General features: G+C 69.6%; 11 protein-coding genes. 1 reads left to right on the forward strand and 10 read right to left on the reverse strand.

All coding sequences use genetic code 11. From position 1 onward, the window contains the following. Positions 1–66: 66 nt before the first annotated feature. On the reverse strand, positions 67–1,461 hold the full coding sequence (locus AB0H54_RS27565) for a DNA polymerase IV (protein ID WP_357349176.1): 1,395 nt from the start codon (positions 1,459–1,461) through the stop codon (positions 67–69). 95 nt (positions 1,462–1,556) lie between these two features. Between AB0H54_RS27565 and AB0H54_RS27570 the strand changes: the two genes are divergently transcribed. Continuing rightward, entirely contained in the window at positions 1,557–2,432 is an 876-nt protein-coding gene (locus tag AB0H54_RS27570; protein ID WP_355284362.1) for a UTP--glucose-1-phosphate uridylyltransferase, read from the forward strand. 3 nt (positions 2,433–2,435) lie between these two features. Here the strand turns inward: AB0H54_RS27570 and AB0H54_RS27575 are convergent, their stop codons facing one another. The 9 genes from AB0H54_RS27575 to AB0H54_RS27615 all read right to left on the reverse strand — a co-directional run. Next, positions 2,436–2,945 carry an NlpC/P60 family protein gene (locus tag AB0H54_RS27575; RefSeq protein WP_357349178.1) on the reverse strand — a complete coding sequence of 170 codons (510 nt, stop codon included), beginning with the start codon at positions 2,943–2,945 and terminating at the stop codon, positions 2,436–2,438. A 307-nt stretch (positions 2,946–3,252) separates the two neighbouring features. After that, positions 3,253–6,384, reverse strand: a complete 3,132-nt coding sequence (ileS, locus tag AB0H54_RS27580; protein WP_357349179.1) for an isoleucine--tRNA ligase — start codon at positions 6,382–6,384, stop codon at positions 3,253–3,255. Between the two features lie 276 nt (positions 6,385–6,660). Next, positions 6,661–6,861, reverse strand: a complete 201-nt coding sequence (locus tag AB0H54_RS27585) for a hypothetical protein (RefSeq protein WP_355284370.1) — start codon at positions 6,859–6,861, stop codon at positions 6,661–6,663. 83 nt (positions 6,862–6,944) lie between these two features. Further along, a complete protein-coding gene (locus AB0H54_RS27590) occupies positions 6,945–7,805 on the reverse strand; it encodes a DivIVA domain-containing protein (protein WP_355284373.1) in 861 nt (286 codons plus the stop codon). Positions 7,806–7,865: 60 nt separating this feature from the next. Further along, the gene (locus tag AB0H54_RS27595; protein ID WP_019046242.1) at positions 7,866–8,168 is read right to left on the reverse strand and encodes a YggT family protein; all 303 of its coding nucleotides are present in this window, start codon (positions 8,166–8,168) and stop codon (positions 7,866–7,868) included. An 89-nt stretch (positions 8,169–8,257) separates the two neighbouring features. Further along, complete coding sequence (sepF, locus tag AB0H54_RS27600) at positions 8,258–9,013, reverse strand: cell division protein SepF (protein WP_355284375.1); 756 nt, start codon at positions 9,011–9,013, stop codon at positions 8,258–8,260. A 107-nt stretch (positions 9,014–9,120) separates the two neighbouring features. Continuing rightward, positions 9,121–9,852 (reverse strand): YggS family pyridoxal phosphate-dependent enzyme, encoded by a 732-nt coding sequence (locus AB0H54_RS27605; RefSeq protein WP_357349182.1) that lies wholly within the window; start codon positions 9,850–9,852, stop codon positions 9,121–9,123. Beyond that, positions 9,849–10,580, reverse strand: coding sequence for a peptidoglycan editing factor PgeF (gene pgeF / locus AB0H54_RS27610; RefSeq protein WP_357349184.1), 732 nt, complete (start codon positions 10,578–10,580; stop codon positions 9,849–9,851). The genes AB0H54_RS27605 and pgeF overlap by 4 nt, the downstream gene beginning before the upstream one ends. 233 nt (positions 10,581–10,813) lie before the next feature. Continuing rightward, positions 10,814–11,450: helix-turn-helix transcriptional regulator (locus tag AB0H54_RS27615; protein WP_357349186.1), on the reverse strand; the 637-nt coding region annotated here is incomplete at its 5' end.

Raw genomic sequence — 11,450 nt, forward strand, 5'->3', positions numbered from 1 at the left:
GCTCGGCGTGCGGACCGACGGGCAACTTGCGCAGGCGCAGACCGGAGTTCGGCCCCGCCCGCGCGCTCACGCGAGGCTGTCGAGCGGGTCGGCCCTGACGAGGTTCTCGTCGTCGGCGGCGAAGGTCCGCGCCGGGCCGGGGCCGGTCGAACTGGTCTCGAACCGCACCGTCACCACGCCGTAGCCCGCGCCCTGCACCCAGCCGTGCCCGAAGTCGGGATGGCGCACATCCATCCCCGGAAACCACTGTCCCGCAGGCGGATTCCGCGCCTCCTCGGGCTCCGGTACCGGTGACGGCTCGGTGACCGGATCGGCGCCCAGATCCTCCGGCACCGCCTGATCCAGTTCCGGGAACAGCGATTCCTGACGCACCAGCGACAATCCGCCGTAGCCGACGCCGACGAGCCGGATCGGGCCGAGTTCGGCCGGGTCGATCGCCGAGCGCTGTGCGGCCGCGGCCAGGGTGGTCAGGTCGGCGGTGGCGTAGGGCAGGGTGAACGACCTGGTCACGATGCTCATATCGGACTTCTTGAGCTTGAGCACCACGGTCCGGGCGGCGCGGCCGTCGCGCTCGAGCCTGCGGTGCGCGGCCGCCGCCATGGCGGTGACGGCGGCGCGCAGATCGGGCAGGGTGACGATGTCGCGCTCGTAGGTGTTCTCGGCGCTGATCTGCTTGGCCTCGGCGCGCTCGGCGACCGGGCGGTCGTCGACGCCGCGGGCGAGCCGGTGCAGGGCCGCGCCGACACTGCCGCCCAGGATCGAGGCGGCCTCCGATTCCGGCAGCGCGGCGAAGGCGCCGACCGTCTCGATGCCGAGACTGCGCAACCTGCCCTCGGCCACCGGACCGATCCCCCACAGCTTGCGCACCGGCAGCCCGGCCAACAGTCCGCCCTGTTCGGCGGGCGAGATCACCCGCATGCCGTCGGGTTTGGCCAGGCCGGAGCCGATCTTGGCCAGCTGCTTGCCGGTGCCCGCGCCGATCGAGGCGGTGAGTCCGGTCCGCGCGGTGACCAGGGCGCGCAGCATCGCGCAGTACTGCTCGACCTCGGTGACGCTCGCGCCGGCCAGTTCGGCGGGCTCGGCGAACGCCTCGTCGAACGACAGCGTCTCCAGCACCGGGATCCGGCCGCGCAGCGTGTCGAACACCGCGGCGCTGAGCACCGAGTACACCGCGCCGCGGGGCGGCACCACCACGGCCGACGCCCCGATCAACCGCCGGGCCTGATGCATCGGCATCGCCGAGCGCGCGCCGAAGACCCGCGCCTCGTAGCTGGCCCCGGCGACCACCCCGCGCTGCCCCGCGCCGCCGACGAGCACCGGCCTGCCGCGCAGCGTCGGGCGGGTGAGCTGTTCGACCGAGGCGAAGAACGCGTCCATATCGATGTGCAGCACCCAGCGGCGGGCGGTGACCGCCGCATCTGCCCTGGCCGGGACGCCGGCGGTGTCGGCATCGGTGCGCACGCCCGCAATCTACGCGGCGCCGCCGACATATTTCCGACAGCAGGTCGACAGCCGTGGCACAGCGATCACCCAGTCGGATATGTGATGATCGGTGGATGAAGATCCGCAAGGCTGTCATTCCGGCTGCGGGAATCGGCTCCCGGCTCCTTCCGCTGACCAAGGCGACGCCGAAGGAGATGCTGCCGGTCGGCGACAAGCCGGTCATCGAGCACACCGTCCGTGAACTGGTCTCCTCCGGGATCACCGATATCACCATCGTCGTGAGCAGCGGCAAGTCGCTGATCCAGGACCACTTCCGCCCCAACCCGGCGCTGGTCGCGCAGCTGCGCGCCGACGGCAAGTCCGCCTACGCCGACGCGGTCGAGGAAGTCGGTGAGCTCTCGCGCGCCGGTCACATCACCTACCTCGACCAGCACGGCCCGTACGGCAACGGCACCCCGGTGCTCAACGCCGCCCGGCACCTCGGCGACGAGCCGATGCTGGTGCTGTGGCCCGACGACGTCTTCGTCGCCGAGGTCCCGCGCGCCCAGCAGCTCATCACCGCCTACGAGTCCACCGGCTGCCCCGTGCTGGCCCTGCTGCCGATGGCACCAGGCGAGTCGCAGCGCTACGGCGTTCCGGTGGTCCGCGAGGACCTCGACAACGGCCTGCTGCGCATCTCCGGCCTGATGGAGAAGCCCAAGCCCGAGGACGCCCCCTCGGCGTTCGCGGCGATCGGCGGCTACGTGGTGACGCCCGGCATCATCGACGAGCTGAGGACGCAGACCGACAACTGGTACACCCACCGGACCGGCGAGGTGTACCTGACCGACGCGATCAACACCTACGCCGCCAACCACGCGGTGTACGGCCAGGTCATCCAGGGTCGCTGGTACGACACCGGCAACCCGGCCGACTATCTGGTCGCCCAGTTCGCCTCCGCGCTGGCCCACCCCGAGTACGGGCCGCTGCTGCGGCAGCTGGTCGACTGACGCTCAGAAGCGCCGGATCGTGAAGATGTCGAATTCCCGCAGGGGATGCAGCCCGACCGGAACGCCCCAGTCGTGGGCGTCGAGGATCTGGCCGAGCCCCGCGTAGATGCCGACGTGCGAGCCGTCGCCGTTGAGGATGACCACATCGCCGGGCGCGAGCCCGCGGAAGGTCACCGGCATGCCGACCTTCGCCTGCTCCCAGGTGGTGCGCGGCAGGTCAACCCCGACCTGCCGGAACGCCCACTGCACCAGCGCGGAGCAGTCCCACGAGTGGGGCCCCACGGCGCCCCACTCGTAGGGTTTGCCGATCTGGGTGAACGCGGCGGTGAGCGCGCCGATCCCGGTCGCGCTGGGTAACGGGAGCGCGCCGGAGCCGCTGGAGCTACCGGACGAGGAACCACCCGAGCCGGACGCGCTCCCGGTTTGCGACCAGGCGGGCCCGGCGAGGACCAGCGTGGTGATGGTGGTGGCGACGAACCCGAAGGCCAACCGTCGCAAGACTTTTCGCCGCATATGCTGTTCCGCCTCCCCGCGTTTCCTACCGGACGTAAGAGCGTGGCGAGCAGCTCGCCGAGCCGACGACCCGGTACCGGGGTGACCCGGCGAACTACCCGTGTTCGGACGAGATCAGACGTAACACACAGCTACTGCCGCCTCAGCGGGTTCCATGCGCATCAGCAGTAACACTGTCGATTGTGCGCGAAGATCACCGAGCTGTCACACACATTCAGCAACTTGTCAGCATCGTTATCATCGGCCGGGCGGGCGCACACGAACGGGGCGGGACCGAAAGTCGGTCCCGCCCCGTCGTAGTCGTCGATCAAGCCTTGCGAACGACCGCCTTCACGCCGCCGGTGAGCTCGGCCGCGTCCGCTTCCGCCGCACCGAAATCGAGCGTGGTGGCGAGGACTTCACCGGCGATCAGCTCGCGGTGGGTCTGCGCCCAGGCCAGCCGCTCGGCCGGGACCTCCAGGGTGACGGCGATCCGGTCCGACACCTCGAGGCCCTGCGCCTTGCGGGTCTCCTGGAGATCACGGATGAGATCGCGAGCCCAGCCCTCGGCCTCCAGCTCCTCGGTGACCACCGAGTTCAGTACCACCAGACCGGCATTGGCGGGCAGCGCGGCGGTGGACTCGGGTTCCGCGGCCACCAGGCGCTGGGTGTACTCCTCGGGCAGCAGGGTGATCCCGGCGGCGGTGACGACACCCTCGGCGGATTCGCTCCACTCCCCGGCCTTGACCGCCTTGATCACCGTCTGGACCTGCTTGCCCAGCCGCGGACCGGCGGCACGCGCGTTGACGACCAGCTCGAAACGGCCGTGCGCGTCGACATCGGTGGTCAGGTCGACCTTCTTGACGTTGACCTCGTCGGCGATCAGCTCGGCGAACGGCGTGAGCCGCTCGGCGTCGGCCGCGGCGATGGTGACCTCGGCCAGCGGCAGCCGCACCCGCAGGTTCTGCGCCTTGCGCAGGCTCAGCACGGTCGAGCAGACCACCCGCACCTCGTCCATCGCGGCGACCAGCTCCGGGTCGTGCGGCAGCTCGGTCTCGGCGGGCCAGTCGGTCAGGTGCACCGAGCGCTCCCCGGTGAGCCCACGCCAGATCACCTCGCTGATCAGCGGCAGCAGCGGCGCGGCGAGGCGGGTGACCACCTCGAGCACCGTGTGCAGCGTGTCCACCGCGTCCCGGTCCTCGGACCAGAACCGCGACCGGGACCGGCGCACATACCAATTGGTGAGCGCGTCGGCGAACGAGCGCAACTCGTCGGTGGCACCGGCGATGTCGTAGCTCTCCAGCGCCTCGGTGATCACGTCCCGGGTGACCGCGAGCTTGGCCAGGATGTACCGGTCGAGCACGTGCGGCGAATCCGTGCGCCACACACCGGGCTTCGAGGCGTAGAGCTGCAGGAAGGTCCACGCGTTCCACAGCGGGCGCAGCGCGTGGCTGACGCCTTCGCGGATGCCGCGCTCGGTGACGATGAGATTGCCGCCGCGCAGGATCGGCGAGCTCATCAGGAACCAGCGCATCGCGTCGGAGCCGTCGCGGTCGAAGACCTCGTTGACGTCGGGGTAGTTGCCCTTCGACTTCGACATCTTCAGGCCGTCGTCACCCAGCACGATGCCGTGCGCGGCAACGGTTTTGAACGACGGCGAGTCGAACAGCGCGGTCGAGAGCACGTGCAGCGTGTAGAACCAGCCGCGGGTCTGACCGTTGTACTCGACGATGAAATCGCCGGGGAAGTGACTGTCGAACCACTCCTTGTTCTCGAACGGGTAGTGCACCTGGGCGAACGGCATCGAGCCCGACTCGAACCAGCAGTCGAGCACCTCCGAGACCCGGCGCATGGTCGACTTGCCGGTCGGGTCATCGGGATTCGGCCGGGTCAGCTCGTCGATGTAGGGGCGGTGCAGGTCGGTCGGGCGCACGCCGAAATCGGCCGCCAGCTCGTCGAGCGAGCCGTAGACGTCCAGGCGCGGGTAGGCCGGGTCGTCGGAGACCCACACCGGGATCGGGCTGCCCCAATAGCGGTTACGGCTGATGTTCCAGTCGCGCGCGCCCTCGAGCCACTTGCCGAACTGGCCGTCGCGGATGTGCTCGGGCACCCAGCTGATCTGCTGGTTCAGCTCGACCATCCGGTCGCGGAACTTGGTGACCGCGACGAACCAGGACGGAACGGCCATGTAGATCAGCGGCTGGCCGGAACGCCAGCTGTGCGGGTAGGAGTGCTCGATCGTCTCGTGCCGCAACAGCTTTCCGGCGGCCTTGAGGTCCTTGATGATCACCGGGTTGGCGTCGAAGACCATCAGGCCCTCGTAGGGCGGCACCATCGAGGTGAACTTGCCCGCCGGGTCCAGCGGCTGGACGATCTCGATCCCGTTCGCCGAGGCGACGTCCATGTCCTCCTCACCGAACGCCGGGGCGAGGTGGACGATGCCGGTGCCGGAGTCGGTGGTGACGTAGTCGGCGGTGAGCACGCGGTGCGCGTTCGGGTGACCGACGAAGAAGTCGAACGGCGGCGCGTAGGACAGGTCGGCCAGCGCCGCGCCGTCGTACTCGCCGAGCACCTCGGGCTCCTCGCCGAATTCCCGCGCGTAGTGCGAGACCCGTTCGGCGGCCAGCACATAGCGCTTGCCGTCGGCGGCGCGCAGGTGCACGTAGCGCACGTCGGGGTGCACCGCGATCGCCAGGTTGGACGGCAGGGTCCACGGCGTGGTGGTCCAGATCAGCGCGTTCGCGCCGTCGAGCGCGGCGAAGGGGTGCTCGGCGGGCACGCTCAGCACCATGTCGACGGTGACCGCCGGGTCCTGGCGCATCTTGTACGCGTCGTCGAGGCGGGTCTCCTGGTTCGACAGCGGCGTCTGCTCGTACCAGCTGTAGGGCAGCACGCGGAAGCCCTGGTAGATCAGGCCCTTGTCGTAGAGCGACTTGAACGCCCACATCACCGACTCCATGAAGTCGAGATCGAGGGTCTTGTAGTCGTTGTCGAAGTCGACCCAGCGGGCCTGGCGGGTCACGTAGTCGCGCCACTCGCCGGTGTAGCGCAGCACCGAGGACTTACAGGCGGCGTTGAACTCGGCCAGCCCCATCTCGTCGATCTGCGACTTGTCGGTGATGCCGAGCTGCTTCTCGGCTTCGATCTCGGCGGGCAGGCCGTGGGTGTCCCAGCCGAAGCGGCGGTCGACCTTGTGGCCGCGCATGGTCTGGAAGCGCGGGATCAGGTCCTTGACGTAGCCGGTGAGCAGGTGGCCGTAGTGCGGCAGGCCGTTGGCGAAGGGCGGGCCGTCGTAGAAGACGAACTCGGTGTCGCCCTCGCGGTTGGCCAGGCTGGCGCGGAAGGTGTCGTCGCGCGCCCAGTAGTCGAGTACCCGCTGTTCCAGTTCCGGGAACGACGCGCCGGAACCGGCGCCGAAGTCGACCCGGGGGTACGCACCGGTGGTTGTCTCGTCCGCCATCGCGGATCTGCTCCTCGTGCCGCCGCGCCGTCGGCGCGAATCCTGGGCACGGGGACGATGCCGGCGCCGGTGCGCCGTACCGCGGTACCACCCCGTTTGCCCGTTCTGTCCCGAGGGAGCGGCGCGGGCCTCTCGTTGTGTGAGCTGTGACGGGCTCACCCGTTCGGTTCTACTGAGCGCGGACGCCGTTCTTCCGAAGGCTCCCCGGTGATGGCCGGATCTATGCCGTGTGTAGTTCGATTCTAACCGGGACCGTCCAGCGGATATTTCGCGCCGTCAGTCCCGCCGGGCGTGTCGGCCGGGTGGGACCGGGTCGTTCTCGGGTTTTCGGGTGGCCAGCGCGCTCACCAGCAGGGTGGCGGCACCGACGACACAGATCAGAATGCACCCCCACGCCCACAGCACCGAACCGGTGGCGAGCGCCGCGACGAGCAGACCGAAACCGATAGCCGCGAGGACGAGCGTCAAGACGAGCATGCTGACTCCCAAGAACCCGAGCAGCCCGACGAAAGCTGGGCGTTTCCCTGGTCACACAGCGTGCCGTGTGACCAGGGTCCAGTTTACTTGGCGCCCTTGGCGAAGGAGGCGGGAGCCAGACTGTTGGCCGAACCGTTGGTTTCGCCGGCGAACTCGCCACCGTCGACCGGGACGGCCGAGCCGCGGTTCTCCAGCTCCTCCAGCTGCGACTCCAGGTACGACTTCAGCCGCACGCGGTACTCGCGCTCGAAGGTCTTCAGCTGCTCGATGCGGCTCTCCAGCACCGTGCGCTGCTGGGTGATGGTGGCCATGATCTCGGCGTGCTGGCGCTCGGCGTCGGCGGTCAGCGCCTCGGCCTTGTCCTTGGCCTGCCGGATCTGGGTGTCGGAGCGGTTCTGCGCGTCGGTCAGCATCGCGTCGGACTTCTGGCGCGCGTCGGCGATCATCGCTTCCGAGCGGGTGCGGGCGTCGCCGACCAGTCGCTCGGAGTTTGCCCGCGCGTTCGAGAGCAGGCCCTCGGCCTCGGTCTTGGCGTCGGTGGTGAGCCGGTCGGCCATTTCCTGCGCCAGGGTGAGCACCTTCGCGGCCTGCATGTTCGCGTCCGGGCCCGAGTTGTCGCGCACCGGAGCGGCGACCGGCATCGGCGCGGGCGGTGCGGGTGGCACCGGCGGCGCGATCGGTTCCGGAGCCGGTGGCGGGGCCTGTTGGACAGGCGCCTTGACGGCGTTGACCGGCGCGGACGCGCGGTTCTTCTTGGCGTCGGCCAGCTCGGTGTCGAGTTCGGCGACCCGCTGACGCAGGTCGGCGTTCTCTTCGATCAGGCGCGAGAGCTCCTGCTCGACGAGATCCAGGAAGGCATCTACCTCGTCCTCGTTGTAGCCGCGCTTACCGATCGGCGGTTTGCTGAACGCGACGTTATGCACATCGGCGGGAGTCAGCGGCATCGAAGGATCCCTTCACGCGTCTTTTGGAGAACTAGCAAGCGGTCTTCTCGATTCAGTATGTCACACGGAGGTCACGGGCTGCCCGAGCCTACCCACGATGGACATCAGGATGAACACCACGAAGAGCAGGACCATTATCGACAGATCGAGCCGAATACCCCCGAGATTCACAGGAGGTATCAACCGCCTCAGGAGTTTCACCGGTGGGTCGGTGACCGTGAAGATCACCTCGAGGATGATCACCACCACACCGGTCGGGCGCCAATCGCGCGCGAAACTGCGAATGAACTCGACGATCACCCGGCTGATCAGCAACAGCCAGAAGATGAAAAGCACCAGGTACAGAACCGCGAACAGGGCCACGTCTTCACTCTGCCGCAAAATCGGCGGCGTGCAAAATGGCCGCGCCGCGCAGTGCGCGGGCGGCCATCACGGCGGTGCGGAGGTGGTCGCTATTTCTGGTTGTAGAAGCCGTTTTCGGCGATCCGGCGGCGCTCTTCCGCTGATACGTCGACATCAGCCGGTGAGAGCAGGAACACCTTCGTCGCCACCTTGTCGAACGAACCACGCAGCGCGAACGCGAGCCCGGCCGCGAAATCGACCAGCCGTTTCGCATCGGCATTGCTCAGGTCGACCAGATCCATGATCACCGGGTTGCCCTCACGGAAACGCTCACCGATGATCCTGGCCTCGCTGTAGTCCCGCGGACGCAGCGTGGTGATCTTGGACAAGGGACCTCCGTCCTCGAAGATCCCAGGCCGCCGCGCGGCGGCAGGCTCGGGGCGCATGCGCTCCTCCAGCCTGCGCTCCTCGGCGTCGGGATCGACCGCGAGCGCGCCACGGGTGGAACCGCGCATGCCGGGTGCGACACCGCCCGCCCGGAACGAGCGCCCCGATGACGGCGCGGTCTCGATCCTGGTGGGGCGACGTGGCGTCTCATAACGATCGTCGGCGTAGGTGTCGGCGACGTAATCGTCACGACGCGCCTGGTAGGCCGACTTGTAGGCCGGCTGCGGGTAGTCGTCGGCCTCGTCCTCGAAACGGTCGGCGCCGTATCGGTCTTCGGCGTAGCGGTCGTAGCTGCGCGGGCGAGTGCGGCCCGCGCGCTCGTCGGCGCCGCGAGGGGCGTGATCGTCGACGTAATCGTCTTCGTACTCGTCGAGCGGAACCATGCCGAAGTACGCCTTGAACTTGTGCAGCGTGCTCATCTGGTCGACCTTCCTTCGGCCCCGGTGGCGGCCGGGTGTTGAAGTTCTTGCTCAGCGCCTCGTCGGCCCAATCGTATGTGTCGAATGTGACTGATGAGGTTTCTTTGCTACGCCGAGGTTATCGGTCGCGCGCCCATCAAGGCGGTACCGACACGCACACACGTCGAACCGTGTTCGACCGCAACTTCCAAATCACCCGACATACCTGCAGAAAGTTCGGTGGCGTCGGCGTGTCGAGCCAGCAGCGAAGTGTGCAAAGTCGCAAGATTCGCAAAGGACGCATCACTGGCGGCGTCAAGGGGCGGAATCGCCATCAGACCGGCCAGATGCAGGCCGGGGGCCTTCGCCACGAGGTCGGCCAAGGCGGGCAGATCGGCCGGTGGGACACCCCCGCGACCGGGGTCGTCGTTCAGGCTCACCTGGAGCAGGACGCGCAGGGGCGCGGTACGCTCGCCGGCTGCCATGGCGTCCTGCGCGGCCCGGTCCAGGGCGGTTGCCAGGCGTTCGCTGTCGACCGAGTGCACGGTGTGCGCCCAGCGCGCCACCGCGCGCGCCTTGTTCCGCTGTAGACGGCCGATCATGTGCCATTCGACGTCGTCGTAACCCAGCTCGGTGACCTTGGCCGAGGCCTCCTGCTCCCGCGACTCGCCGAACTCGCGCCTGCCGAGGCCGTAGAGGATGTCGACGTCGGCGGCGGGGAAGAACTTCGTCACCGGCAGCAGCCGGACCGCACCGGCCGGTCGGCCCGCGGCCGCCACGGCGGCATCGATGCGGGCCAGCAGGCCGTCGAGGCGGGCCGAGAGTTCCTGGGCGCGGGTGGTCTCGCGCGCCGCGCTCACGCGGTGGGGTCCATCCAGATCACGCCGGCGATGCGGCCGGTCGGGGCGCCGCGGCGGTGGCTGAACAGGGTCTTGTCCTCGATCGTGCAGCGCGGGTCCAGCGCGATGCCGCCGACGCCCGCCTCGGTGAGCTGCGTGCTGATGCCGGCGCGCAGGTCCAGACCGGGGGTCTTGCGGACCGTGGTGGTGGCGCTGCCGGGCAGGTGGGCCTCGACGTCGGCGCGCATCGCGGCGGGGACCTCGTACTGGCGGCCGGAGGCGGCGGGGCCGAGGAAGGCGCCGATCCGCTCGACCCGCGCGCCCACCGACACCATCGCCTCGAGCACCCGCGGCACGATCCCGATCCGGGCGCCGATGCGGCCCGCGTGCACCGCGGCGATGACACCCGCCTCGTCGTCGGAGAGCAGGATCGGCACGCAGTCGGCGGTGAGCACCACCAGGGCGAGGTTCGGCACGGTGGTGACCAGCGCGTCGGTGACCGGGACCGGTTCGGCGCGCGGCCCGTCGACGATCTCCACGGCGCGCCCGTGCACCTGCTCCATCCACACCAGCCGGTCCGGGGTGAGCCCGATCCCCTCGGCCAGCCGAACCCGGTTGCGGCGCACGGCTTCCGGATCGTCGCCGACGTGATCGCCCAGGTTGAACGAGTCGTACGGGGCGGCGGAGAAGCCACCGGCGCGGGTGGTGGTCACCCGGCGAACGGTCACGGTGGGAGGTGCGGAAGTCATGACTTCGAGCGTAGTGCCGTCCGGGCGGGGCGCGGCGCCCGTGGGTGGTGACGTCGGTCAACCCCGGTGCGCCGTGCCGACCCGGCACCGGACGCCGGAGGCGAGCCCGGTCCGCGCGCTGCGTGCTCGGCACCGCTCGGCACCGCTCGGCACCGCTCGGCACCGCTCGGCACCGCTCGGCACCGCTCGGCACCGCTCGGCACCGCTCGGCACCGCTCGGCACCGAGCACAGCTCAGTGGCGCGGGGCCGAGGGGACGGACGGGGTGCTCGGGCCGCTCAGCTCGTCGAGCTTGCGGGCGATGCCCGCGCGACTGGTGAGGCCGAGCTTGCGCAGGACGCGGCCGAGGTGGTCCTCGACGGTGCGGGGGCTCAGGTACAGGTGCGCGGCGATGTCCTTGTTCGCGTAGCCCAGCGCCGCCAGGTCGGCGACTTCGCGTTCGCGCCTGGTCAGGATGGAGACAGTGGGTGAGCAACTACCGGCCAGGCGGCGCTGGGCGGTGGTGGTCTCGGCCAGCAGGCGCTGCGCGCCCGCGTCGGCGAAAGCCGCCCGCGCCGAGGCGAATCGGCTGGTCGCCTCACCGAAATCGCCGCGACGGCCCGCGACGGTGCCGGCCAGCAGTTCGGCCTGCGCGCGGTTGACCGCCATTCCGGCGCGGGTGAACGCGGCGATCGCCTGCTCGGCCGCCGCCGCGGCGGCACCGAGATCACCGATGGCGGCGGCATAGTCGGCCATGGCCAGCGCGGCCGACCCGACCTGACTGCCCAGACCCCCGTGCGACACGAAGGCGCCGCCCGGGTCCTCGTGCGCGGTGCTCCGACTGTCGTCGGCCGGATGCGACGTGTGCACACCGACGGCCGAGCCCTCGACT

The organism is Nocardia sp. NPDC050718 (assembly GCF_040654235.1).
In the GTDB taxonomy this organism is placed as follows: Bacteria; Actinomycetota; Actinomycetes; order Mycobacteriales; family Mycobacteriaceae; genus Nocardia.

Coding starts and splice junctions, on each gene's coding strand:
- AB0H54_RS27570 (WP_355284362.1), top strand. CDS start 1,557: ATGAAGATCCGCAAGGCTGTCATTCCGGCTGCGGGAATCGGCTCCCGG.
- AB0H54_RS27575 (WP_357349178.1), bottom strand. CDS start 2,945: ATGCGGCGAAAAGTCTTGCGACGGTTGGCCTTCGGGTTCGTCGCCACC.
- ileS (WP_357349179.1), bottom strand. CDS start 6,384: ATGGCGGACGAGACAACCACCGGTGCGTACCCCCGGGTCGACTTCGGC.
- AB0H54_RS27585 (WP_355284370.1), bottom strand. CDS start 6,861: ATGCTCGTCTTGACGCTCGTCCTCGCGGCTATCGGTTTCGGTCTGCTC.
- AB0H54_RS27590 (WP_355284373.1), bottom strand. CDS start 7,805: ATGCCGCTGACTCCCGCCGATGTGCATAACGTCGCGTTCAGCAAACCG.
- sepF (WP_355284375.1), bottom strand. CDS start 9,013: ATGAGCACGCTGCACAAGTTCAAGGCGTACTTCGGCATGGTTCCGCTC.
- pgeF (WP_357349184.1), bottom strand. CDS start 10,580: ATGACTTCCGCACCTCCCACCGTGACCGTTCGCCGGGTGACCACCACC.